This window comes from Pseudomonas sp. sp1636 (genome assembly GCF_030376615.1).
In the GTDB taxonomy this organism is placed as follows: domain Bacteria; phylum Pseudomonadota; class Gammaproteobacteria; order Pseudomonadales; family Pseudomonadaceae; genus Aquipseudomonas.
The window spans coordinates 224,553-249,316 of record NZ_JARRAB010000001.1; the positions used below are offsets into that span (position 1 = coordinate 224,553).

21 protein-coding genes are annotated in these 24,764 nt (G+C 65.1%); 10 read left to right on the forward strand and 11 right to left on the reverse strand.

What is annotated here, in order from left to right; translation table 11 throughout:
* Positions 1 to 18 precede the first annotated feature (18 nt).
* The 4 genes from P8H27_RS01065 to P8H27_RS01080 all read right to left on the reverse strand — a co-directional run bounded on the left by P8H27_RS01065 (position 19) and on the right by P8H27_RS01080 (position 6,160).
* Positions 19 to 729, reverse strand: a complete 711-nt coding sequence (locus tag P8H27_RS01065; protein WP_289634762.1) for an ABC transporter substrate-binding protein — start codon at positions 727 to 729, stop codon at positions 19 to 21.
* 342 nt (positions 730 to 1,071) lie between these two features.
* Entirely contained in the window at positions 1,072 to 4,515 is a 3,444-nt protein-coding gene (locus P8H27_RS01070) for an AAA family ATPase (protein WP_289634763.1), read from the reverse strand.
* Positions 4,512 to 5,732 (reverse strand): exonuclease subunit SbcD, encoded by a 1,221-nt coding sequence (gene sbcD / locus P8H27_RS01075; protein ID WP_289634764.1) that lies wholly within the window; start codon positions 5,730 to 5,732, stop codon positions 4,512 to 4,514. Before sbcD ends, P8H27_RS01070 begins: the two co-directional genes overlap by 4 nt.
* A gap of 8 nt (positions 5,733 to 5,740) precedes the next feature.
* Complete coding sequence (locus tag P8H27_RS01080) at positions 5,741 to 6,160, reverse strand: Lrp/AsnC family transcriptional regulator (protein ID WP_289634765.1); 420 nt, start codon at positions 6,158 to 6,160, stop codon at positions 5,741 to 5,743.
* A 126-nt stretch (positions 6,161 to 6,286) separates the two neighbouring features.
* On the opposite strand from P8H27_RS01080, the gene yjeH reads away from it, so the two are divergent.
* From yjeH to P8H27_RS01105, 5 genes are read left to right on the forward strand one after another with little or no spacing between them, the layout of a single operon-like run.
* Positions 6,287 to 7,549, forward strand: coding sequence for an L-methionine/branched-chain amino acid transporter (gene yjeH, locus P8H27_RS01085; protein ID WP_289634766.1), 1,263 nt, complete (start codon positions 6,287 to 6,289; stop codon positions 7,547 to 7,549).
* Between the two features lie 49 nt (positions 7,550 to 7,598).
* Entirely contained in the window at positions 7,599 to 8,942 is a 1,344-nt protein-coding gene (locus P8H27_RS01090; protein WP_289634767.1) for a TAXI family TRAP transporter solute-binding subunit, read from the forward strand.
* A gap of 44 nt (positions 8,943 to 8,986) precedes the next feature.
* Positions 8,987 to 9,994: a nucleoid-associated protein YejK gene (yejK, locus tag P8H27_RS01095; protein ID WP_289634768.1), complete on the forward strand. Its 1,008-nt coding sequence runs from the start codon at positions 8,987 to 8,989 to the stop codon at positions 9,992 to 9,994.
* Positions 9,995 to 10,005: 11 nt separating this feature from the next.
* A complete protein-coding gene (locus P8H27_RS01100; RefSeq protein ID WP_289634769.1) occupies positions 10,006 to 10,857 on the forward strand; it encodes a DUF4344 domain-containing metallopeptidase in 852 nt (283 codons plus the stop codon).
* Positions 10,854 to 11,171, forward strand: a complete 318-nt coding sequence (locus P8H27_RS01105; RefSeq protein ID WP_289634770.1) for a glutaredoxin family protein — start codon at positions 10,854 to 10,856, stop codon at positions 11,169 to 11,171. The genes P8H27_RS01100 and P8H27_RS01105 overlap by 4 nt, the downstream gene beginning before the upstream one ends.
* Before the next feature lie 50 nt (positions 11,172 to 11,221).
* Here the strand turns inward: P8H27_RS01105 and P8H27_RS01110 are convergent, their stop codons facing one another.
* The 5 genes from P8H27_RS01110 to P8H27_RS01130 form a co-directional block, all read right to left on the reverse strand.
* On the reverse strand, positions 11,222 to 12,157 hold the full coding sequence (locus P8H27_RS01110) for a glutathione S-transferase family protein (RefSeq protein WP_289634771.1): 936 nt from the start codon (positions 12,155 to 12,157) through the stop codon (positions 11,222 to 11,224).
* 64 nt (positions 12,158 to 12,221) lie between these two features.
* Positions 12,222 to 12,521, reverse strand: coding sequence for a GIY-YIG nuclease family protein (locus P8H27_RS01115; RefSeq protein WP_289634772.1), 300 nt, complete (start codon positions 12,519 to 12,521; stop codon positions 12,222 to 12,224).
* A 24-nt stretch (positions 12,522 to 12,545) separates the two neighbouring features.
* On the reverse strand, positions 12,546 to 13,256 hold the full coding sequence (gene pcsA, locus P8H27_RS01120) for a phosphatidylcholine synthase (protein WP_289634773.1): 711 nt from the start codon (positions 13,254 to 13,256) through the stop codon (positions 12,546 to 12,548).
* A 339-nt stretch (positions 13,257 to 13,595) separates the two neighbouring features.
* Complete coding sequence (locus tag P8H27_RS01125; RefSeq protein WP_289634774.1) at positions 13,596 to 14,066, reverse strand: nuclear transport factor 2 family protein; 471 nt, start codon at positions 14,064 to 14,066, stop codon at positions 13,596 to 13,598.
* 298 nt (positions 14,067 to 14,364) lie between these two features.
* Positions 14,365 to 15,228 (reverse strand): ATPase, encoded by an 864-nt coding sequence (locus P8H27_RS01130; protein ID WP_289634775.1) that lies wholly within the window; start codon positions 15,226 to 15,228, stop codon positions 14,365 to 14,367.
* 308 nt (positions 15,229 to 15,536) lie between these two features.
* On the opposite strand from P8H27_RS01130, the gene P8H27_RS01135 reads away from it, so the two are divergent.
* Positions 15,537 to 16,595, forward strand: a complete 1,059-nt coding sequence (locus tag P8H27_RS01135) for a trans-acting enoyl reductase family protein (protein ID WP_289634776.1) — start codon at positions 15,537 to 15,539, stop codon at positions 16,593 to 16,595.
* 335 nt (positions 16,596 to 16,930) lie between these two features.
* Positions 16,931 to 18,889 (forward strand): methyl-accepting chemotaxis protein, encoded by a 1,959-nt coding sequence (locus P8H27_RS01140; protein ID WP_289634777.1) that lies wholly within the window; start codon positions 16,931 to 16,933, stop codon positions 18,887 to 18,889.
* On the opposite strand, the gene P8H27_RS01145 is transcribed toward P8H27_RS01140, so the two are convergent.
* Complete coding sequence (locus P8H27_RS01145) at positions 18,886 to 19,788, reverse strand: LysR family transcriptional regulator ArgP (protein ID WP_289634884.1); 903 nt, start codon at positions 19,786 to 19,788, stop codon at positions 18,886 to 18,888. The two genes, P8H27_RS01140 and P8H27_RS01145, sit on opposite strands and share 4 nt — an antisense overlap.
* An 85-nt stretch (positions 19,789 to 19,873) precedes the next feature.
* On the opposite strand from P8H27_RS01145, the gene P8H27_RS01150 reads away from it, so the two are divergent.
* From P8H27_RS01150 to P8H27_RS01160, 3 genes are all read left to right on the forward strand, one after another.
* Entirely contained in the window at positions 19,874 to 20,485 is a 612-nt protein-coding gene (locus P8H27_RS01150) for a LysE/ArgO family amino acid transporter (protein WP_289634778.1), read from the forward strand.
* 188 nt (positions 20,486 to 20,673) lie between these two features.
* Positions 20,674 to 21,255: a superoxide dismutase gene (locus P8H27_RS01155; RefSeq protein ID WP_289634779.1), complete on the forward strand. Its 582-nt coding sequence runs from the start codon at positions 20,674 to 20,676 to the stop codon at positions 21,253 to 21,255.
* Between the two features lie 456 nt (positions 21,256 to 21,711).
* Positions 21,712 to 23,772 carry a bifunctional diguanylate cyclase/phosphodiesterase gene (locus P8H27_RS01160; RefSeq protein WP_289634780.1) on the forward strand — a complete coding sequence of 687 codons (2,061 nt, stop codon included), beginning with the start codon at positions 21,712 to 21,714 and terminating at the stop codon, positions 23,770 to 23,772.
* A gap of 102 nt (positions 23,773 to 23,874) precedes the next feature.
* Here the strand turns inward: P8H27_RS01160 and P8H27_RS01165 are convergent, their stop codons facing one another.
* Positions 23,875 to 24,753: a GIDE domain-containing protein gene (locus tag P8H27_RS01165; protein ID WP_374761308.1), complete on the reverse strand. Its 879-nt coding sequence runs from the start codon at positions 24,751 to 24,753 to the stop codon at positions 23,875 to 23,877.
* Positions 24,754 to 24,764 lie beyond the last annotated feature (11 nt).

The following is a 24,764-nucleotide window of genomic DNA, read 5'->3' on the forward strand; positions in this document are numbered from 1 at the left end:
CAAGCCGATGCAATGGCCTTAGGGTGCGGGCCTGGCCAGGAAAGCCTGCACCCGCGCCCGATACTCCGGCGCCTCGCGCTGGCGTTCTATCTCGGCCCAGATGGCCTTGGCCAGGGTCGGGTTGGCCGCGACGTAGGCATTCGACAGCATCAGGTAATAGGCTTTCTCCTCGAGCGGTAATGTGACCTTCTCGATCGCGGCCGCCAACGCTGGGTGGGCCTGCAGGAGAAAATCGGCACGCAGGCTTTGCAACGCCGCCGCCTCGATGCGGCCATGCCTGAGCATGTGCAACAACGCCAGTGGATCGCGGCTGCTTTCATCCACCTCGGCGCCATGCTCGCGAATGAAGTCGACGATGGAAAAACCACTCAGCGAACCTATGCGGCCACTGAGCCGGCGAAACTCGTTGCCGTCCCAGCCCAGCAGGCTGCCCTTGCGCCGGTACAGGGCATAGCTCGAGGTATGCAGGCGCTTGCGCTCATCCAGCCGGCCGTCGGCAGCCGTTGGATAACGGCCGAGAGCCAAGCGTTCGGCCTTGAAACTGGAGGAGAAGGCGCCATCGTATGTCCCCCGCGCCAGGCCGGACAGACAACGCTTCCAGGGCACCGCAACGAACTCGAACTGCAGCGCCAAGGCCTGCTCGACCAGCTCGAGCAGTTGCAGATTGAGCCCGGAATTATCGGTCATCACCCAGGGATAGGAGTCCTGATCCTCAAAGCACAGCTTCAACTCAGACCTTGCGGCTGAGGCGGCCGTGACCATGGAGGGCAAGCAGCAAACAAGCACAAAACAGACAAGTGCCTTGGTCAACGCGCGTGCTCCGTCAACGTAACGAGAGTGGTCATCCGTGGGCTATTGCAGCGCCTTCTTCCTGGGCGCCGGCATCAGTATAGGTAAAACCCGCAGCCTGTCGGGCTTGACCGTGCGTCGCGAGGAGAAATCCGGGCTGAGCCGGGCTTGCCGATCTTTCGCGGCGAATAGCAGGCGATTTAACGAGAAAGAACGGCAAAAACAGCCAACTACGGCTTTTCCGCCGCCATCTCCCGGTTACGGGTTGCCTGTGGGGGCCTGCTATCCCCCGCCGACCACGGCAAAGCGCTTGTCCAGCCCGCTATAGCCCATGCCCACGCCCTTGTGCACCTTCAGTTGCACCGGAATGCGCTCCTTCATCGCTTCCACATGGCTGATCACGCCGATCATCTTGCCGCTGGCGTTGAGGCTGTCGAGGGCATCCAGAGCGACTTCCAGGGTTTCGCCGTCGAGGGTGCCGAAGCCCTCGTCGAGAAACAGCGAATCGATGCTGGCCTTGTGGCTGACCAGATCGGACAGCGCCAACGCCAGGGCCAGGCTGACCAGAAAGCTTTCGCCGCCGGACAGGGTCTTGGTGTCGCGGGCGATATCGGCCTGCCAGGTGTCGATCACTTCCAGCTCCAGCTCGCCGCTGCTGCGTCGCGCCAACTGGTAGCGGCCATGCAGGCGCTGCAGTTGCTGGTTGGCCAGGTAGACCAGGTGATCGAGGGTCAGGCCCTGGGCGAACTTGCGGTACTTGGCGCCGTCGGCCGAGCCGATCAGGCTGTTGAGTTGCTGCCAGAGGTCGTACGCGGCCTGCTGGGCTTGGATCGCGGCGAACAGACTGTGCAGAGTCTGCCGCCGCGCATCGTCGCCCTGCAACTGGGCGCGGATTTCGCCCTGGCGCTGGCTCAGGGCTTTGAGCTGGGTCATCAGCTGCTGAATATGATCCCGCACCTGTTCATCGCTGCCATCCGCCAAGAGCCCAGCCGGCTCGCTGGCCTGCAACTCAAGCAGACGTCGGCTCGCCCCCATTTCCAGGGCTTGCGCGGCGGTGATGGCATGCCCCAGCCGCTGTTCCAGTTCACGCAGGTTCAAACGTTGCGCCTCATCCAGCACGGCCGCAAGAAACTGCGCCTCATCGGCAAACGGGCTTGCCGCGAGTGCCAGCTGCCAGGCTTCGCACTGGGCGAGCTGCTCGCCTTGTTCAGTCTCGATACGCGCCCGCACGGTGTGCAACTGGCCCTGTAACCGATCACGTTGCTGCTGGGCAGCCGGCCAGCTGCTTTGCAGGCTGTGCAACTGCTCTAGGGGCTGCGCCGCCGGGACAAGCAGTGGCAACGCCTGCGCACCTTGCTCGACCCAGCGCTGCTGCCAGACCAACGCCTGCTCCTGCGCAGACTGCACGGCATGCCTGCACGCTTGCACTTGGCTGGCCAAGCTCTGGCTCAGCGCCTGCTCAGCCTGCCAATGCTGCCACGCCTGCTGCTGTTCTTGCAGCCAGCGCACTGGGGTTTCAGGCCAGGCATAGCCCAGTGCCTGCAAACTACTGGTTAGCCGTGCCTGACGTTGAGCCTGTTTGCGCACCAGCTGCTGCATGTGCGCCTGACTGTCGAGCTGACGCTGTTGCTGGCTGCCTTGTCTGGCCAGCAGTGACTCCAGCTGGGCACGGCAGCGATTGAGTTCGCGCTCAGCCTGCAAACGCCCATCAACGCACCCCTGCAGCGCGCGCTTGAGCTGATCGAGCCGGGTCAGCCGTGACTGCTGCGCCGCCAGCTGTTGCTCGTGCTGTTGCTGTGCGACGAGCAGCGCCGCGGCATCCACAAGCAGCTCACCGAGTCGCTCACAGCCTTGTTGCCAGCGCTGGCTGCACTCTGCCAGCCCCTGCTCGGCGCTGCTGAGCTGAGCCTGGCTGTGCGCGACCTGCGCCTCGATCACGCCCAGTTGCTTATTCAGCGCCTCGCCCTGCGCCCGCACCGCATCCTGCTCATGCTGCTTGGCCTGCAAGGCTTGGGCAGTTTGCGAGGGATCGAGCGCCTGATATTCAGCGATTGCCGGATGCTCATGGGAACCGCACAAGGGGCAAGCCTCATCGACCTGCAGCGCCGCGCGATGCTGCTCCAGTTGCTGGATGCGCTGTTCCTGCTCAAACAGCTTCTGTTTATCGGCGATCTGTTGTTTGAGGTCGACGAACTGACTGCGCAATGCCTCACGCCGACGGTTCAACTCTGTCAGCTCGCCCTGCTGTTCGCTCAGTTGCGCCTGGCTCTGGGCCTGCAGCACAACATCGCGCCGACGTTGCGTCTCGATAAGCTGCAGATGCTCAAGGACACGCCCGCGCTCAGTCAGTTGCTGCGATTGCTCACGCAGCGCGGCATCGTCCTGCCCGGCCAACACCTGGTCGAGCTGCTGCTGGGCCACGCGGGCCGCCTGCTCGGCCTGCTGATAGTCCGTCTCGGCTGTCTTTAGCGCGACCTGTTGCCGAGCCAGCTCGACGCCTAGTTCGCTCAGTATCTGGCCGGTCTTCTCTTGCTCGGCCTGTTCAGCCGCCTGCTCCAGCTCGCCCTGCTGCAAGGCATCGAACTGCTCTTGCCACACCGGCAGGTGCGCCCCGAGCTGTGCACGCTGGGGTTGCCGCGCCAGTTGTTGCACGTTTTCATCAGCGCGCTGCTGCACGTCCGCCAAAGCCTGCTGCTCTACCTGCAAAGCCTGCTGACTGAATTGCTGACCTTGCCAGGCGTATTGGCTGATCTGCTGCAGCGCCTGCGCATGCTGCGTCTGCAGCTGCTGCGCCTGAGCCTGACTGTCGTGCAACTGCCGACGTAGCCGTTGCAGCTCGTGGTACAGCGGCTGCAACTGGGTGGCGGGCACACTGGCGGCCAATTGTTGCAACTGCGGCTGTGCCTGCAGCTGCGCCTGCCGGGCCGCATCAAGTTGCTGGCGGGCCTGCTGCAATTGCGCCTGGGCGGCAGCGCTCGCCTCACGCCACTGCTGCTGGGCCTGCGCGCTGGCTTGCTCAAGCGCCAGGCGCTGCTCATCCTGCGTCAACTGCTCGGCTTCAGCACTGAGTTGATCCCGCTGCTGGTCGCCGAGCAACTCGACGCCTTCGGCCCTGGCACGCAGCTGGTCGAGGGCGACCTTGACCTCGCGGGTCTGCTCGAACACGCGCTGGGAAATCTGGCCGTAGATATCGGTGCCGGTCAGCTCTTCCAGCAGCTCGGCGCGCTGGTTGGCATTGGCCTCGAGGAAGGCGGCGAAACCGCCCTGGGCCAGCAACATGGACTTGGTGAAGCGCTCGAAATCGAGGCCGGTGAGGCGCTCGGTCTCGCGCAGCTTCTCGCTGATCTTGTCGCTGAGGATGCTGCCATCGGCCGCCGCCAGCTCCACCTTGGGCGCCTGCAGCGCGCCGCCGGCCTTGTCGCGGGCACGGCGCTGGCTCCAGAAGGCGCGGTAACGCGCTCCCTTGACCTCGAATTCGACCTCGGCCAGGCAATCGCCGGTGTGTCGGGTCATCAGCTCGTTGGCGCTGGCCGAGACGCTGCTCATGCGCGGCGTGCGGTGGTACAAGGCCAGGCAGATGGCGTCGAGCAGGGTGGTCTTGCCGGCACCGGTCGGCCCGGTGATGGCGAACAGGCCGTTGTCCTTGAACGGCTCGGCGGTGAAATCGATCTTCCACTCGCCCTTCAGCGAGTTGAGGTTTTTCAGGCGCAGGCTGAGGATCTTCATGCCTGGCCCTCGCGCAGTTCGCCGACCACCTGGCGGTACAAGGCGAGCAAGGGGGCCTGCTGCGCTTCGTCCAGGGTTTCGCTGCTCAGGCGCTGGGCGAACACCTCCTCCACGCTCAGTTCGTCCAGGGTTTCTTTAGCCTGGCCCGGCAGCGCGGCCACGGCAGTGCCGCGCTCGCGGCGGATGCGCAGCACTTCGACCGGCAGGCCCTCGCACAGCGCGGCGATGCGCAACTGCAGGTCGCTGAGGTAGTCATCGCTGCTCACCTGCACTTCCAGCCACACCGGCCGCGCGCTGCTGCCCTGCTGCGCGGCCTCGGCAATCGCCGCTTCCAGCACCTTGAGCGAGCCGCGCAAGGCCAACAGCGGCTGCAAACGCGGCACCGGCAAGGCCGTGACGCTGCGCAAAGCACTGCCCTCCAGCTCGACCAGCAGCACCTCCTTCTGCTGTCTGGCCTCATCGAAACTCAGCGGGAGCGGCGAACCGCAATAACGGATATGTTCCAAACCGCCGACCTTCTGCGGCCGGTGGATATGGCCCAGGGCGATATAGGCCGCCGGCGGAAAAGCGCTGGTAGGGAAGGCTTCCAGGCTGCCGACGTAGATCTCGCGCACCGACTCGCTGGCGCTGGCACCGACCGTGGTCAAGTGCCCGCTGGCGATGATCGGCAGCTCGCCGCCCAGTTCGGCGCGCCGGGCCTCGGCCAGGGCATACAGCGCCTGGTAATGCTGCCCGATCGCCTGCTGCAACGACAGTTGCTTGTCCTGCGCACTCTGCCCGGCCTGGCTCAGCAGCACATCGCGCGGACGGATAAAGGGGACGGCGCAGAGCAGCGCGCCGGGCGTGCCGTCGCGCCGATGCAGCACCAGCAACTGCTCGGCAAGCTGCTCGCAAACGCCGGGAACCACCCGGGTACCGAGCTGCGCCAGCAGGGTCTTGCTCTCGCCGAGCATGGCCACCGAGTCGTGGTTGCCGCCGAGCACCACCAGCTCGCAGCCGCTGCCGCGCAACTCGACGACAAAACGGTTGTACTGCTCGCGGGCGTAACTGGGCGGCGCGCCGGTGTCGAACACATCGCCGGCGATCAGCAGCGCATCGACCTCATGCGCGCGCACCTGCTCGATCAGCCAGGCGCAGAACGCCTGATGCTCGGCCTGGCGGGTCTTGCCCATGAAATGCTGGCCGAGGTGCCAGTCGGAGGTGTGGAGGATACGCATGGGCCGGCTCAAAATGCCCAATCCTTGACCACCACATGGGTCTTGACCTTCTGCATGCCGGGGAAGTTTTCGATCTGCCCGCGGATCTCGCTGAAGCGCTGCATGGACGCCGCCTCGAGATACACCAGCATGTCGGTCTCGCCGCTGATACCGCTGCAACGACGCACCTCGGGAAATACCCGCATGCGCTCGACATAGTGCTCGCAGCGCCCGCCCTGGTAGAACAGCTCCAGGTAGGCCTTTATGCCGGCATCGCCCGGCGCGGCTATCCGGGCGTGATAGCCACTGATAATGCCGCTTTGCTCCAACTGGCGAATGCGCTCGCCGACCGCCGAACGCGACAGATTGATTTCACGGGCGATCTGACTCACGGCCAGACGGGCATCGGCACGCAACAGGGCGAGGATCTGCTGATCGAACTTGTCCACTCGGGGCGTCTCATGCAAAAACAGATTGACGGGTAATAGCGCCATTTTGCCGGTCAGAGCCGGCAGCTTGCCGCGGGTTGGCGGCTTAATATGGCGACATTCTTCGAAAGGACACGAGCATACCTTATGAGCCGCCTCAACCAGGAACTGGGCCTGCTGCAAGGCATCGGCCTGCTCAGCACATCGCTGCTCGGCACCGGCATTTTCGTCGTGCCGGCGCTGGCCGCCACCGCCGCTGGCGCCGCCTCGTTATGGGCCTGGATGATCCTCATCGCCCTGGTGCTGCCGATCGCCTTCACCTTCGCCCAACTGGGTCGTCGCCACCCCCATGCCGGCGGTGCGCCGCACCTGATCGGCCGCGCCTTCGGCCCGCGCATGGAGCGCCTCAGCGCCTGGCTGTTCCTCGCCGTGTTGCCGGTCGGCTTGCCGGCGGCACTGAATATCGCCAGCGGTTTCTGGCAGGCCGTGGTCGACTTGAATCGCGGCCAGGCGCTGACCATCCAGCTCGCCACCCTCGGCGCCATCCTGCTGCTCGGCCAGCGTCCGGCCAAGGCCTCGGGGCTGCTGCAGGGGCTGATCGCCGTGGCCATTATCGGCAGCGTCGCGCTGATCTGGTGGGTCGGCGACTTGCCGCGCACCGACCACCCCTTGTTGCCGCCCATTCAGGGCTCCTGGCAGCTGCTGCCGGCGGCGCTGGGGGTGATGTTCTGGTGTTTCGTCGGCATCGAGGCCTTTACCCATATGGGCGAAGAATTCAAACGCCCCGAACGCGACTTCCCCCTGGCCCTGCTACTCGGCGTGCTGCTGGCCGGCCTGGTGTACTGGGCCTGTTCGGTGGCGGTGCTGAGTTTCAACGCCTACGGCAATGTGCAGACGGATGCGGCCTCGCTGCCGCGGCTGTTCGACCTGCTGCTGGGCGAGCGGGCGCGTTGGCTGGTCGCGGTGGTCGGCTACCTGGCCTGCTTCGCCTCGATCAACGTCTACATCCAGGGTTTCGCCCGATTGATCTGGAGCCTGGCCGACGAAGGCAAACTGCCGGCCCGCCTGGCCCGGCGCAACCACCACGGCGTACCCGCCCGCGCCCTGCTGCTGGTGGTGCTGGGCTGCGCCCTGTGCGCCAGCCTGGCCGGTCTGCTCAACCTCACGGTGGACGACCTGATCCGCTACGCCAACGGCAACTTCGTGGTCATCTACCTGCTCAGCATGGCCGCAGGCGCAGTGCTGCTGCGTGGCCTCTGGCGTTGGCTGGCCAGCTTCAGCGCGCTGCTCTGCGCCCTGGTGCTGATCATGCTCGGCGTGGATGCCTGGTATGCCCTGGGGCTGCTCGGCGGGTTGGCGCTGCTCGATTGCGCGCGCCATCCGCCCATGCAGGCGGCAAAGGTGACCTGAAGCCGCAGATGCTTCTATCCTTGCAGCGAACCCGCCGAAAGGAAGCCCCATGCGCCGTGTGCTCAAAGACCTGAAGATCATGCTGCTGGCCAACCTGTGGATCGTCCCGGTGCTGGCCGCCTTGATTGGCGCGCTGTTCTATTTCGTCGCCCCGCCGCCACCGATGCACGCCCGCATGGCCACCGGCGCGGAGGGCGGCAATTACCGGCTATTCGCCGAGAAGCTGAAGACGCAACTGGCCAGGGAAGGCTTCGAGCTGAGCCTGGTGCCCAGTGCCGGCTCGCGAGACAACCTCGAGCGCCTGCTGGCCGAGCAACCCGCCGTGCAGATCGCCCTGGTGCAGAGCGGCCTGGAGCGCCAGCTCGAAGATGCCGACCGCGCCCGCCTGCACAGCCTGGGCGCGGTGTATCAGGAACCGCTGTGGTTGTTCTACCGCAAGGACATTGCGCTCGAGCGCATCGCCGACCTGCTGCCGCTGCGCCTGGCCCTGGGCAGCGTCGGCAGCGGCACCCGTGCGGCCAGCGAGGCGATCCTCGCCGCCAACGCCATCAGCCCAACGCAATACTCCGCGAGCTGGCAGGATCTGGGCGGTAACAAGGCCGCCGCCGCCCTCAACGCCGGCGAGCTGGACGCCGGCTTTTTCGTCGGCCCGGCAGAAAATACGCGGGTACAGCAACTGGCGGCCAACCCGGCGTTGCGCCTGGCCAACTTCCGCCGCGCCGCCGCCTATGAAGCCCGCCTGCCGTTCTTCAAGCGCGTGACTATCGACGAGGGCCTGCTCAACCTGGCGCAGAACAGCCCACCGCAGACCACCGTCACCCTCTCCCCGGTGGCCACCCTGGCGATCAACCAGGACTTCCACCCCGGGTTGGTGCCGCTATTCCTCGAGGCCAGCCGCGAGGTGATGAAGCACGGCACATTGCTCGATCCGGCCGGCGCCTTTCCCAGCGCCGCGCCACGCACCTTCGAATTGTCCGGCGCTGCCGAACATTACTACCAGAACGGCCTGCCGCTGCTGCAGCGCTACCTGCCGTTTCGCATCGCCTCGCTGGCCGACCGCTACATCATCCTGCTGATCCCGCTGCTCGTGGTGCTGGTGCCGCTGCTCAAGGCGGTCGGGCCGCTGTATCGCTGGCGCATCCGCGCGCGCATCTACCGCTGGTACAAACACCTGCGCGAGATCGACCGGCAACTGGATGCCGGCACCCTGCCGGCACGCCTGGATAGCGAAGTCGAGCGCCTGGAACAGCTGGAGGACGAACTGGCCAAGGTCGAGGTGCCGCTGTCCTACTCCAACGAGCTGTATGAGCTGCATGTGCACCTGCGCTATGTGATCGAGCGGCTGCACACCCTGCAGCGGCGACGGGCGACCCAAGCCGGGACTCTCGGGTAAACTGCGCGCCATCCAATGCTTAGCCGATTCCCAAGAGACCGCCCATGCCGATCCGCCATTGCATCGTCCACCTGATCGACAAGAAGCCCGATGGCAGCCCTGCCGTGCTGCATGCCCGCGATACCGAGCTGGGCGCCTCGCAAGCCATCGAGAACATGCTCGCCGACCTCAACGAGAGCTACAACGCCAAACAGGGCAAGGCCTGGGGCCTGTTTCACGGCGAGTCCGGCGCCTATCCGTTCAGCGGCTGGCTCAAGCAGTACCTCGACGGCGGCCAGGACTTCGCCGCCTTCAGCCGCCAGGCGGTCGAGCACCTGCAGAAGCTGATGGAGGAGTCCAACCTGTCCACCGGCGGCCATGTGCTGTTCGCCCATTACCAGCAGGGCATGACCGATTACCTGGCGATCGCCCTGCTCCATCACAGCGAGGGCGTGGCGGTCAACGAGGCGCTGGACGTGACCGCCGCCAAACACCTGGATCTCGGCCAGCTGCACCTGGCGGCGCGGATCAACATCTCCGAATGGCAGAACAACGCCCATTCCAAGCAGTACATCTCCTTTATCAAGGGCAAGCACGGCAAGAAGGTCTCGGAGTACTTCCGCGACTTTATCGGCTGCCAGGAAGGCGTCGACGGCCCGGGCGAGACCCGTACCCTGCTCAAGGCCTTCAGCGACTTCGTCGAAAGCGAAGACCTGCCGGAAGAAGCCGCCCGCGAGAAAACCAAGACCCTGGTCGACTATGCCAGCAGCCAGGCCAAGCTGGGCGAACCCATGGGCCTGCAGGAGCTCTCCGGACTGATCGACGAGGAACGTCCGCGCGCCTTCTACGAGCATATCCGCAACAAGGACTACGGCCTGTCGCCGGAGATTCCCGCCGATAAGCGCACGCTCAACCAGTTCCGCCGCTTCACCGGCCGCGCCGAAGGCCTGTCGATCAGCTTCGAGTCGCACCTGCTCGGCTCGAAAATCGAGTATGACGAAGCCCAGGACACCCTGACCATCCGCAACCTGCCGACCCAACTGACCGATCAGCTCAAGCGGCGCAAGGACTGAGGCCGCGAGCCATGCAACGGCGACGCACCGCAACGCTCATCGGCCTGGGCCTGCTGCTGGCGAGCCTGGCGCAAGCGGAGCCGGAGCCGACCAGGGCGGTCGATGAGCTGCGTTTCGTCACCGCCAACGCCGAATTCACCCTGCTGCATGAAATGGGCCACCTGCTGATCAGCGAACTCAAGCTGCCGGTGCTCGGCCGCGAAGAGGATGCCGCCGACCAGTTGGGCTTTATGGGCCTGTTCCTGCTGTTCGAGCGCCAGCGCGATGCCGGTTTCTACGCCAGGCTGCTCGACGTCGCCGATTACTGGCGCCTGGAATGGCAACGACAAACGCCCGGTCAGGAAGAGATTAAGGCCTGGGACAGCCATGCACTGGATGCCCAGCGCTTCTTCAATATCGCCTGCCTGGCCTACGGCAGCGACCCGCAGCGCCTGGAATGGATCATCGAAGAGACCGGGCTGCCCTATGAGCGAGCCCTCTATTGCCCGGAGGAATACCAGCAGGTGGAGCACGCGGTGAACTGGATCCGCGACTACTTCCGCCGGCCCCCGGATCAACCTGTGCGCCATCGTATCGCGGTGGTTTATGAGCCGCCGCCCCAGCATCTCGATGGCGGCGTCGAACTGCTCGAGCGGGTGCGCGCCTCGGGCGAAGTGGAAGCGATCGCGGACAAAGCCAGCCAGACCTTCGACCTGCCCCGCGACCTGACCCTCAGGCTCGCGGCCTGCGGCGCGCCGGATGCCTGGTATAACCGCATCAGCGGCGAGCTGACCCTGTGCTACGAGCGCATACTCTACTTTCGCCAACTGGCCGGCGAACTGCAGCGCCAGCCCCCTGCTACCGCGACCAAGCAACGCCCATGAAGAAAATTCTCGTATTACTCACGGCGCTGGCGCTCTACCAGCACTGGGGGCGGCTGCAAGACTGGTTCGACCCGGCGCCGGCCAACGGCCGCGCCGAGGTGGTGCTGTATGCCACCCAATGGTGTGGCTACTGCGCCAAGACCCGGGCGCTGCTCGCCGAGGAGGGCATTGCCTACCGCGAAGTCGATATCGAACAGAGCCGCGCCGGCCAGGCCGCGTTTCAGGCGTTGGGCGGGCGCGGCGTGCCGCTGCTCGATGTGCGCGGCGAGATCATCCACGGCTACAACCCGCCGGCCATGCGCGCGGCCTTCTGAATGCGGGCGCCCACCCGCCAGCATCGGCCGAACCCGCCCGCGACCTGTAATTACAGCGCCTTGATGGCGAAGCCCAATCGCGGGAAATGCACATGCACCACCCCGGCACGCGGGTCTTCGCGGCGCAGGATCAGCTCTTCGCGGCCGCTGAACAGCAACTCGCCCTCGACCGCATCGACGCCGTAGTCGACGGCGGCGATCGCCACCCGCTGGCCGGCCTGGAAGCCGTTGGGCTCGACCAACGGCTCATTCGGCAAGGCCGCTGGCGTGGCGTCACGCGCCAGCGCGATGGCCTCTTCGCCACTCATCTCGCTATGCGCACCGTGGCCGAAACCGAGCACCCGGTTCAGCCATGCGGCGACGGCCGGGTAGTCGTCGACCAGTGGCGCCGTCACCGGGGTACCGCGCAGGAACCACAATGAATGAGCCATGGCGAAGTCGGCCAGCGAGGGCTCGCCGAACAGGAAGTCGCCCGCTTCGCGCTCCAGTTGCTGCTGCAAGCGGGCCATCAGGCTTGGCCACTGGTGCCGGGCCAGCTCCAGCGGCAGGCGGCTGGCCTGGCCGCCACTGAACAGCGCGCTGCGGTCGGCCATAAAGGTCTTGAGGAATTCCGCCGGCAAACGGCCAAAACGGGCGGCAATGGACGCGGGCTGGAACACCAGGCTGACCGCATGCTGGAACAGCACCGAGTCGGCCCACTGGGCGATGCCGGCGACATTGAATTCCTGGCCTTCGGGGAATAACGCCGGGATGGCCTTTTCCGCCTCCAGACGCCGGGCGATCAGGGCACTGTCGCAATAGATGTCGGCGCCGACCTGCAGCACCGGGGTCTTGCGATAGCCTCCGGTCAAGGCGGTCAGCTCCGGTTTGGGCATCACCGCCGGGATCAGCACCGAACGCCAGGACAGTTGCTTGAAGCCCAACAGCAGGCGAACCTTCTCGGCAAACGGCGAGGTCGGGTAATGGTGCAAGATCAGCTCGTGCATGACAGGCTCCGCAGCGATGGCTAAACCAGCAGCTTACCCGCGCCGACAGCAACGGCCTACCCGCTTAGCCTGATAGCTCGCCATCAGCCACAGCGATAAGACTGCCGCCTGCCACCAGCGCTTCCTTGGCCGCCTTGCCCAGCCGCTTGATCGTGCGCTCGCGGCGCAGGGCATCGCCCTTGCCCGCACAGGCTTCGGTGTAGACCAGCGCCAGCGCCGGGCTGGAGTAAAAGAAGCGCGCGCCCTTGCCGCTCTGGTGCTGGGCGAAACGCCGCTGCGGATTGTCGCTGATCCCGCAATAGAGCGCGCCGTTCTGCGCCCGCACCAGATAGACGAACCAGGCTTTGCCGGTGGCCTCAGTCATCGCAGGCACAGCCCACCAACCGAGTCAGGCGAACCATTCGCGGGCCGTGCGCCACAGGCAGATAGCGACGAAATAGACAGAGGCCAGCCCCCAGACCAGCAGCAGCCAGGTCTGGTTGAGTGGGTACTGCACGACCAGCAAGGCGCAGGCCGCCATCCACACCAGGGTTACGCCGATATTCAGCGGCATGAACTGCTTGACCCGAAACGGGTGGAGAAACTTCATCTTGGTCAGGGTCAGGCCCGACAGCAGCAGGACAGTGGCGAAGCTCAGCCAGGGAGCGAAGTCCAGCAGGTAGAGGTACACCACCACCACGTTCCAGGCCGCCGGAAAACCGACGAAGTAGTTGTCCTGGCTCTTCATGTTGAGGTTGCAGAAGCAGAACAACGACGACAGCAGGATCACCCCGACCGACAGCAGCAGGGTGTATTCGGGCAGAGGAATGAAGCGATACACGAAGATCGCCGGAATGAACACATAGGTGAGGTAGTCGATCACCAGATCCAGGGTCGAACCATCGAAGTGCGGCAACACCCCCTTGACGTCGAATTTGCGCGCCAGGGTGCCGTCCAGGCCGTCCACCAACAGCGCCAGGCCCAACCAGAGCAGACAGACCTGCGGCCGGCCATCGAGTACGGCCAACAAGGCCAGCAACGCCAGAATCACCCCGCTGGCAGTGACGGCGTGCACGCTCCAGGCCTTGGCTTTGCTTGCGGACAGCAACATTACACTCATGATCAGACTTCCTGACGGACTGGCTCTTGGCTGGCAGCTGAAGGGCAACTGCTCCCGGTTAGCACCGCGCTCTGCAGCGGTCTGTTATTCAACGAATAGTCCAGGTTTACAGCTTGCGCCGGAGGTCGCTGAGGGTTCAGACCAGAAAGCCTACCATTGCGTTGGTTAAATCGGCTAAAAGCCGTGAAGCAAGCGCTAGCAGGCCGTTGAAAAATGTAGGCGAGGCAGGCAAGACAAGGCAAAAACGGCCGAGGAAGCGGAGTTTACTGGCTGTAAATGAGCATTCCGAGGCCGTTTTTAACGCAGTATTGCCAACGCAGGTAGTTTTTCAACGGCCTGCTAGCGAGAGGCTCTGAACTGCGCCAAACCCTTGGCCGCCTGGCGCCGGATGGCGTTCTGCACCGGCGGCGCCCAGCCCAGCAACAGCCCTTGCATGCCCAAGGCCTGACGTGCCCAGCGCCACAGGTCGAACTGGTCGCGGTGTTCGACGATCTTGCCGTCGCGAAAAACGAAGTGGGCATCGATACGGTTGACCACCGTGTTGCCGGTCTGGCTGAACAGGTAGGTCGCCACCCACTGCGCGCGGCCCTGCCGCTCGTCCGCCTCGACGTGGTCGAAGGTCAGCGAGAAGTTCTGCGCCCGCGCCGTCAGCATCCGCCACATGTCCGCGGCTTCGCGGCCGCGCAAATCCCCGAACACCGGGTCGCTGAAGCGCACATCATCGGCATAGCAAGCCGCCATGGCCTCGGCGTCACGCTGCTGGAAGGCTTGGTAGAAACGGCTGATGAGTTCGGCATTGGGGTGCTTCATGGACGCGGCTCCGTGGCAAAGGCTGCCTCCAGTATTGTCGGCAAAGTGGCGGATGGCGATTGGCGCGCACGCCAACTTTGCGTCAACAATCGCCAGCTCTTCCCTATGAGCCACTCGCCATGCTCGGCATTGCGCTCTACGTCTGCCCGCAAACCGTCTGCTCCAGCCTGAACATGGCCTGCGATGCCTTTGCCAAACGGCTCAAGCCGCTCTGCGGCGAACCCCGGGCGCCCTGAACGCCCGAACCAACCAGCGGGCATGGCAGGGACGCGCGCATTGACGGCCTGGATCGCGCCGGTCAACGCGCGTCGATTTGCTGCTGCAGGTTCTGGATCTGGGCTTGCAAGGTGCTGATATTGCGGGTCATCTGCCCGCGGAAGGCATCGAACTCGGCGGTGTTGCTGTTCGCCGCCGGGCGATTGTCCAGCTCGCTGCGCAGCACCAGCAGATCCTGCTCCAGACGGCCGATGGCCTGATTCGGATTACCGATCTGCTTCAGCGCCTCGACCTCGTCACTCAGGCTTTTCAGCCGACCATCGAGCTTGCTCAGCCCGGCTTGCGCGGCTTTCAAGGACACCTGTTCGGCTTGCAGCGAAGCCTGGTTTTTTTTCAGCAGCGCCTGTTCGCCGCTCAGGCCCTGCAGGCTGCCGTCGAATTTGCTGGCCGCGCCTTGCTGGGTTTTAAGGTCGGCCGCCAACTGCTCGATCCGCTGGTTCTGGCCACTCTGCTGACCGGCAACGCTTTGCTGCTGTTTGCTCAGTTCGGCCAGCTTGTTTTCCAGCTGTTTGACTTGCAACTTGAGCGCCTCACTGCCGCTGGTGACCGTGGACTCGGTAGCCACCACCTTGCCGCTAATATCCTGGATCCGCCCGGCAGCCTCCTCGCTGATACGCGCGAAGCTCTCCTGGGTGGCCACCAATTGCTGCTGCATCAGGCCGATCTGCTGAAAACTCCACCAACCCAAACCCCCCAGGGCGATGGTCAGGGCACCGACCAACGACCACAGCGCGCCGTTGCTGGCCGTTTTGGGTGCGGCCGCCGCCGCGCGGGCGGGAGTGCGCATGACGGACTCGTGGCGACCCTCATCGAAGTCCTCGCGATCACGCTGGTCGGTGGTCAGGCTGGGCACATGATCGGGTTCGTCGTGGGCATCGTTACGCATAAGTAAACCTTTTAGAAACGCTGAAGACGCGAAATGCCGGCCAGTATAACGGTTAGTGCGCGACGCTTCAGTGTCGCGCCAAGCCAGGGCAAGACGCACCGGCGCAGAGCCCAGCGCTGACGCAGTGGCCGGCTACAGACCGCGCAGTTGCGCACTATGTGAACGGGTCGACGCTCAGGCCGCAGCCTGCACAGCCCTTCGTTGACGCGCCCCACGGCGCTGGCGGCATTGCTGCGGGCCTAGCGAGGGCAACGTTTATACCAGCTACCCTGTTACCCATGACCCACCAATCCCAACCGGAGTCAGGCATGGCCACAAACAGTTGGATGATCTACGGCGCCAACGGTTACACCGGCCACCTGCTGGCCGCCGAGGCGCAACGCCAGGGGTTGACGCCGATTCTGGCCGGGCGCAATCCGGCGGCGGTGCATGCCCTGGGCAGCCTGCTCGGCCTGGAATGCCGGATATTCGACATTCGGCAGCCCGAGCGCGCTCGTCAGGCACTGGCCGATGTGGCGCTGGTCGCCCACTGCGCCGGGCCCTTTTCCGCCACCAGTGCGCCGATGCTCGATGCCTGCCTGGCCAGTGCGACCCATTATGTCGATATCACCGGCGAGATCGGCGTGTTCGAAGCGGCCCACGGTCGTGACCTGCAAGCCCGGGAGGCCGGGCTGGTGGTCTGCCCCGGCGTTGGCTTCGACGTCATCCCCAGCGATTGCCTGGCCGCCTGCCTGCACCAGGCGCTGCCCGATGCCAGCCACCTGGCCCTGGGTTTCGACACGGCCAGCGGGCTGTCGCCGGGCACCGCGAAGACCACGCTGGAAGGTCTCAAACTCGGCGGCAAGATACGTCGTGCCGGGCTCATCGTCGATGTGCCGCTGGGTTATAAGCGCCGTGAGATCGACTTCGGCCGCGGCGCCAAGCACGCGGTCAGCATTCCCTGGGGCGACGTGGCGACCGCCTACTACTCCACCGGCATTGGCAACATTGAGGTCTATCTACCCACACCGCCAGCCCTGGCCATCGGCATGCGCCTGCTCGATCCGCTGCGCCCGTTGCTCGGCCGGGAGAGCGTCCAGCACAGGCTCAAGCGTCTGATCGAAAAGCGCGTGCACGGCCCCGACCAGAGCAGCCGCGAGCACCAGCGTACCTGGCTGTGGGGCGAGGTTCGCAACGCCGCCGGCGAACTGAAAACCGCCCACCTGGAGACGGCCAACGGCTATGCGGTGACCGTGCATGGCGTGTTGCTGGCAGTGCGCCACCTGCTCGCCTACGACGGCCCGGGGGGCTATTTCACGCCGTCCAAACTGTTCGGCGAACGCTGCGTGGAACAGCTGCCCGGCTCGGGCCCCATCCTCATCAGCTGAGGCGAAGCCGCCAAACCAGGCGGCTATTTTGCCTGCCAAGTGCCGGCCCTCCTGAACCTGGTGCGGCTCCCAGCGGCTGTGGAAGGCTTCTGCGTCGCTCGCCGAACATCGCCGGGCGCGATTGTCCCTGAGCGATGCCGACAGATGCCGACAGATGCGCCAGGCCATAGCATCCGCGCCGACCCGCTGGAGCGGGCAGCCTATCCCTCTGCGCCGCCGCGGGTGTCGCCCGGGTGATTCTTTTTATTTACACGCGTCAATTTATCCGCACGATTCTTGCAGAATATCCAACAAACACCCGACCGTGTAACCCTTCTACCCGCGGAACTCCGAACATGCCATTACGCCTCAGACTCGCCCTCAGTTACCTGGCAATTGGCCTTATTCCGGTGTTGGCGGTGGCATTCACCGCCTACCACCAAGCCAGCAAGGCGCTGCAGGAACAAACCCTCAACGCCCTGGAAGCCGTCGCGAATATCAAACAGCGACAGCTGCTGGACAACTGGCAGGCACGACACAACCAGCTCAGCACCCTGGCCAGCAACCTGGCCACCAGCTACCAGGGCCTGAACGATGCGGCCCTGATCAGCGCGGCCAACTACGACCGGCCGATTTTCCTGAACTTCATCAAGACCTTCGGCTTCAGCGAACTCAAGCTGATCGCCAGCGACGCCAGCGTGGTGTTCAGCGTGCTGCGCGGCGATGACTACCAACAAAATCTCCACACTGAGCGCTGGCGCGACACGCCCATGGCCCGGCTGGCCAAGGCCGCCTTGACCAGCCAGCAGGTGCAGATTGGCGACCTGCTGATCAACCCACAGACCGGCGAACCCAGTCAGTTCCTGGCCGCGCCGATCATCGCCGACGGCGAGCTGCTGGCCCTGCTGATGCTGGAGTTGCCAATCGCCCCGCTCAATGACGTGATGCAGACCCGCCAGGGCCTTGGCCAAGCCGGGGAAACCTATCTGGTCGGCGCCGACGGCCTGCTGCGTTCCGACTCGGTGCGCTTCGCCGAGCAACGGGTCAGCCGCCGCGAACAACCTGGCCAGCCGCTCGCCGGCAATGCCGTGGCCCTGGCCCTGCAGGGCCAGCAGGGCCGCCTGAGCGAAGCCGGACTGGACGGCCAGACGGCCCTCAAAGCCTTCGTGCCATTGGAGTTTGCCGGCCAGCACTGGGCACTGATCGCCGAGATGAACCAGGCGCAAGCCTTTGCCGCGGTGCACCAGTTGCTGCGGCAGATGCTCCTGCTCGGCCTGTTGACCATTGCCGCCGTGGCCCTCGCGACCTGGCTGGTCAGCCGTAGCCTGATGCGCCCCCTGGGCGGCGAGCCGAGCAACATGGCGGCCCTGGCCCGCCGCCTGGCGGCGGGCGAACTGCGCCTGCCCGCACAGGCGGCCGCGCACAGCGGCCTGATGCAGGCCTTGCATGAAATGGCCGATGCCTGGCGCACGGTCATCGAACAACTACGCCACGCCAGCCAAGCGGTTGACGATGCCAGCGGCAATATCCTCGGCGCTGCCGGGCAGACCAGCAGCCGCCTCGACCAGCAGCAGCAAGCGCTGGAGATGGTGGTCAGCGCGGTCGACCAGATGGCCGCCACCGTGCAGGAAATCGCCGCCAGTGCCAGCCAGAGCGCCGATGGCAGCGCCGCGGCGCGGCAGGCCTTCACCACCATGCAGGACACCTTGCAATGCATGATCGGGCGCCAGGATCAACTCCTCGCCGGTCTGCGCCAGGCCGACGAGGTGGTGCACACCCTGGCCGCCAGCAGCCAGCAGGTCGGCTCGGTGCTGGCGGTGATTCGCGGCATTGCCGAGCAGACCAACCTGCTCGCCCTGAATGCGGCAATCGAAGCCGCCCGCGCCGGCGAACAGGGTCGCGGCTTCGCCGTGGTCGCCGACGAGGTGCGCAGCCTGGCTCTGCGCACCCGCACCGCCACCGAAGAAATCGAGCAGACCCTCGCCAGCATCGGCGCCTCCTCCAGCCAGGCACAAACCTGTATGCAGGGTTCGACCGCACAGGCCCGCACCCTGGAACAGGAGACCCAGGCCGTGCTCGGCTCGCTCGCTCACCTCGACGACTCCCTGCAGGGCGTGCATGCCCTGGCCTTCCAGATCGCCGCGGCCGCCGAGGAGCAGGCGGCGACCACCCAGGAAGTCAATCAGCACATGCACCGCCTGCACCAGATGACCGGGGAAAACCGCCAGACCGCGGCCCATACCCGCGACTGCGGCGAGCACCTGCAGAAGCTCGCCGGCAGCCAGCAGCAACTGGTGGCGCACTTCAAGCTCTAACAGGCCGGCGCGACCAACCAGACCTTCGCCGCCTGCTGCAGGTGGCGGGTGAGCGTCGCCATCAGCTCGCCGCCGTTGCGCCAGTGGTGCCAGTACAGCGGCACGTCCAGTGGCCGTCCGGGCAGAACTTCCTGCAGCGCACCGCTGGCCAGTGCCTGCTCGACCTGCAGTTCCGGCACCAGGCCCCAGCCGAAGCCGGCACTGGTCAGGCGCACGAAGCCCTCGGAGGACGGACACAGGTGATGGGCGAAGCCTCCCGCCACGCCCAGCCCGGCCAGGTAGCGATGCTGCAACTGGTCATCCGGACCGAACACGATAGCCGGCACCCGCGCCAGTTCCTGCGCCGCTATGCCCTGGGGGAAATGCCGGGAGATAAAGCCCGGGCTGGCCAGCGCCCGATAGCGCATGGCGCCCAGCGCCAGCGAGCGCGCCCCCGCCAGCGGGCGCTCGCTGGCGCAGACGCAGCCCGCCACTTCGCCGGCGCGCATGCGCTTGAGACCGACCTCCTGATCCTCCACCACCAGATCCAGCAAGACCCGCTGTGCGGCGCAGAACTCGCCCACCGCCGGCGCCCACCAGGTCGCCAGGCTGTCGGCATTGAGGGCGATGCGCAGGCGCTCGGGCAAGCCGCCTTCGTCCAGCGCCGGCACCTGCCCCTGCAGGTCGCGTTCGAGCAGGCGCACCTGCTGCACATGATTGAGCAGACGCCGGCCGATCTCGGTCGCCGTGGGCGGTGTCGCGCGCACCAGCACCGGCTGCCCCACCCGCGCCTCGAGCAGCTTGATCCGCTGCGACACCGCCGATTGCGACAACCCCAGCACCTGGGCCGCCCGCTCGAAACCGGCCTGTTCCACCACTGCGGCCAGGGCGGCCAGCAGCTTGTAATCGAACATATCAATTCTCCTAATGAGCGATCAGCAATATTGATTTTTCTTATACAACCAAGCCACGCAGACTGACCAGCATTCAAGAGGAGAGAACGTCATGTGGCACAGCTATCTGAATGGTTTATCGGTCGCCGCCGGGCTGATCATCGCCCTCGGCGCCCAGAACGCCTTCGTCCTGGCGCAAAGCCTGCGCCGCGAACATCACCTGCCCGTCGCCTTGCTCTGCGTGGCCTGCGATGCCCTGCTGGTGGCCGCCGGGGTGTTCGGCCTGGCCGCGCTGCTGGCGCAGAACCCGCTGCTGCTGGGTGTCGCCCGCTGGGGCGGCGCGGCCTTCCTGCTCTGGTATGGCGCCCAGGCCCTGCTGCGCGCCTGCCGGCCACAAGGGCTCGAACAAACGGCCGCAGCCACTCCGCGCCCGTTGCGCGCCGTACTGCTCGCCGCACTGGCGGTTACCCTGCTCAACCCCCATGTGTATCTCGATACCGTGCTGTTGATCGGCTCGCTCGGCGCCCAGCAAAGCGTCCCCGGCGCCTATGCCCTGGGCGCCGCCAGCGCCTCGCTGCTGTGGTTCTTCAGCCTGGCCCTGGGCGCCGCCTGGCTCGCCCCCCAACTGGCACGACCGGCAACCTGGCGGCTGATCGATCTGGCCGTGGCCTTGATGATGCTGGCCATCGCCTGGCAGTTGCTGGCCAGTCCCGCAGCCGCCTGAATCGCCCGCCTAACCAGCCTGGGATCGCCACTTCAAGTGGGTTTCCCACACAGTTGCCGCGTGTTTATGTCGCAGGCCCAGTGCTATGCTTCTGAGCCTGCGGCGCAAAGAGATAACTCCCGCCGCTGAGATGGCCGCCCGTGATCGGCTTCGCGAACACCGCACCTGACCTGATTAGGAGATCAACCATGGCTTTCGAATTGCCGCCACTGCCGTACGCACATGACGCTCTGCAGCCGCACATTTCCCAGGAAACCCTGGAATACCACCACGACAAGCACCACAACACCTATGTCGTGAACCTGAACAACCTGGTACCTGGTACCGAGTTCGAAGGCAAAACCCTGGAAGAGATCGTCAAGACTTCTTCGGGCGGCATCTTCAACAACGCCGCTCAAGTCTGGAACCACACCTTCTACTGGAACTGCATGAAGCCTAACGGCGGCGGTCAACCGAGCGGCGCCCTGGCCGACGCGATCAACGCGGCCTTCGGTTCCTTCGACAAGTTCAAGGAAGAGTTCAGCAAAGTGTCCATCGGCACCTTCGGTTCCGGCTGGGGCTGGCTGGTGAAGAAAGCCGACGGCTCCCTGGCTCTGGCCAGCACCATCGGCGCCGGTTGCCCGCTGACCAGCGGCGATACCCCGCTGCTGACCTGCGACGTCTGGGAGCACGCCTACTACATCGACTACCGCAACCTGCGTCCGAAGTACGTCGAAGCGTTCTGGAACCTGGTCAACTGGGACTTCGTCGCGAACAACTACGCCGCCTGAGACCTGCCAGCGCCCTCCCCCCCAGGGCCCGCGCAAGTAGTCAACGGCCATGTGTACCCGTTAACTGAGGGCAAAGCCCGGCAGATCTGCCGGGCTTTGCCCTTTTCACTGTGCGCTCAGCCCCGCACCACAGCCCCTCGTCCAACGCCGGCCATGGCGTGAAGGGGTGCAACCACCCAGTGCCAGCAGAATCAATAGCGAGTTCGGCATCCTGATCATCACGGGGACACTTCACGGATCAGGGCGCGACGCAGTGAACGGCGCAAAATAAAAGCTCATCGCAGCCAAGGACTCAGCGCCGGCGCATCGACATCCTAGAGGGGCTGCCAACGCCCTGTCGCCGCCACACCGGCATCGACTGATGCGCATTGCGCTAATGGCCCTTTGACGGCAACCGCGAGTTTGCTAATACTCACAGCGGTCTGACGCCTCTGGCATCGAACAAGGAACCGCCATTTGAAGCTGGAACTCAAAAACAGCCTGTCTCTCACGTTGCTGCGCGTGGTGCTGCTTTCGGCACTTGCCGTTGGGGTGGTATTGAGCTGCGCGCAAATTGTCTTCGACGTTTACAAGACCCGCCAGACCGTGACCAACGATGCCCAGCGGATTCTCGGCATGTTCCGCGACCCCTCGACCCAGGCGGTTTACAGCCTGAATCGCGAAATGGGCACACAGGTCATCGAAGGCCTGTTCCAGCACGAATCGGTGCGCATGGCGGCCATCGGCCACCCGAACGAGCCGATGCTGGCGAAGAAGTCCCGTGATCTCGCGCAATTACCCACCCGCTGGCTGACCGACCCGATTCTCGGCCAGGAACAGCACTTCACCACCAAACTGGTGGGCCGCGGCCCCTACAGCGAGTACTACGGCGACCTCAGCATCGCCCTCGACACCGCACGCTACGGCGAGGCGTTCGTCACCAACTCGGTGATCATCTTCATTGCCGGCGTGCTTCGCGCCCTGGCCATGGGCCTGGTGCTGTACCTGGTCTACCACTGGCTACTGACCAAGCCGCTGTCGAAAATCATCGACCACCTCAGCCAGATCAACCCGGATCGACCCGGCGCCCACAAGCTGCCGATGCTCAAAGGCAACGAGAAGAACGAGCTGGGTCTGTGGATCAACACCGCCAACCAGTTGCTCTCCTCCATCGAACGCAACACCCACCTGCGCCGCGAAGCGGAAAACAGCCTGTTGCGCATGGCCCAGTACGACTTCCTCACCGGCCTGCCGAACCGCCAGCAACTGCAGCAGCAACTCGACCAGATCCTCGAGGACGCCGGCCGCCTGCAGCGCCGGGTTGCCGTGCTCTGCGTCGGCCTGGACGATTTCAAAGGCATCAACGAACAGTTCAGCTACCAGACCGGCGACCAACTGCTGCTGGCCCTGTCCGACCGCTTGCGCAGCCACAACGGTCGGCTCGGCGCCCTGGCCCGCCTCGGTGGCGACCAGTTCGCCCTGGTTCAGGCCGACATCGAGCAACCCTACGAAGCCGCGGAGCTCGCGCAAAGCGTGCTGGACGACCTGGAAATCCCGTTCACCGTCGACCAACAGGTGGTGCACCTGCGTGCCACCATCGGCATCACCCTGTTCCCGGAAGACGGCGACAACACCGAGAAGCTGCTGCAGAAAGCCGAACAGACCATGACCCTGGCCAAGAGTCGCTCGCGCAACCGCTATCAGTTCTACATCGCCAGCATCGACAGCGAGATGCGCCGCCGTCGCGAGCTGGAGAAGGATCTGCGCGAAGCCCTGCCCCTCAACCAGTTATTTCTGGTTTATCAACCCCAGGTGGACTACCACGATCACCGGGTAGTCGGCGTCGAGGTGTTGCTGCGCTGGAAACACCCGCAACATGGCCTGGTGCCGCCGGATCTGTTCATCCCGCTGGCCGAGCAGAATGGCACCATCATCGCGATCGGCGAGTGGGTTCTCGACCAGGCTTGCAAGCAACTGCGCGAATGGCATGACCAGGGCTTCAGCGAGCTGCGCATGGCGATCAACCTGTCCACCGTGCAGCTGCACCATGCCGAACTGCCACGGGTGATCAACAACCTGATGCAGATCTATCGCCTGCCGCCGCGCAGCCTTGAGCTGGAAGTCACCGAAACCGGCCTGATGGAAGACATCACCACCGCCGCCCAGCACCTGCTCAGCCTGCGCCGCTCCGGCGCGCTCATCGCCATCGATGACTTCGGTACCGGCTACTCCTCGTTGAGCTACCTGAAGAGCCTGCCGCTAGACAAGATCAAGATCGACAAGAGCTTCGTCCAGGATCTGCTGGACGACGAAGACGATGCCACCATCGTGCGCGCCATCATCCAGCTCGGTAAGAATCTGGGCATGCAGGTGATCGCCGAGGGCGTAGAAACGATCGAACAAGAGGCCTATATCATTGCCCAGGGCTGCAACGAAGGTCAGGGCTACTTCTACAGCAAGCCCTTGCCAGCCCGCGAATTGCTCCTGTACCTCAAGCAGGCCCGCCGCCTCAGCGCCGCCAACCCGGTCACACTGTGACAACCCGCAGCCTGCCAAAGGATGCCCTTAGGTGCCGCCCCTAACCTGGGCCATGCCTGCCAACAGGTTGCTAGGGTGGGCTTTAGCCCAGCGGAGGCCGCCCTACAGCGCCCTCACCCCGAGCAACCAGGCCGTGGCCAAGGCTCCGCTCAGGCAAAGCACGGCGCCGCCGGCCGCCTGCCAATGGAAATGCCGAGCCAGCTCGTCTTCGCCGGCATTGGCCAGGATGAACGGCCGCGACTCCACGGGGGCGCCCAGAAGGTGCTGCGCCGGTTGCGCACTCTGCTGACGGTGCCGGTCTTCGGCTTCCAGGTGCGCGGCCAGGCGCACGCGGTTCCACTCCTGCTCGTCCAGCCGGCCGTTGCGGTCACTGTCGAAACGCTGCAATAGGCCGCTGAAATCGCCCTTCCACTCACGAATCACGGCGCTCTGCGCCACCTCCGGATTGCGCGCCTGACGACCGCCGCCACTGCTGCGAAAATCACCGATGGCATACAGCGGCTGGCCGACCTGCAGGCGCTCCTCGCTGTAGCGGTAGCGCTTGCCGCTGCCCAACCAGCTGAGCAAGCCGCTCTTCGCCGGCCCCATGGGGTGGCGCAGACTGCCTTGCCAGACTTCGCGGATCGCCGGGCGAACCTCGGCGCCACGCGGGTCGATCAGGCAGTCGCCGGTGCCGTCGTGCAAGCACAACCAGGCTTCGCTGCTGCCGCTCTCGACCACCCGCCAACTGCGGCTCTTGCCGCTGGACTGGTGTTGTTCGATCTTGAAGCGCCACCACAGGCAGGGCTTGCCGGTCAGCGGAGCACGCACCTGCGCATTGGCCTGCGCCACCAACACGCCATAGAACTCGGCATAGCCCTGAGCCGCCGAGCGGATCTTCGAGGTCGGCGTGTCCAGCAAATGGCGGGCCTGGAACCAACGTTTCAGGCTCCACCAGGCGCCAGCGACAGTCGCGCCGCCGCTAAACAGCAGGCTAAGCAACAATTCCTCGA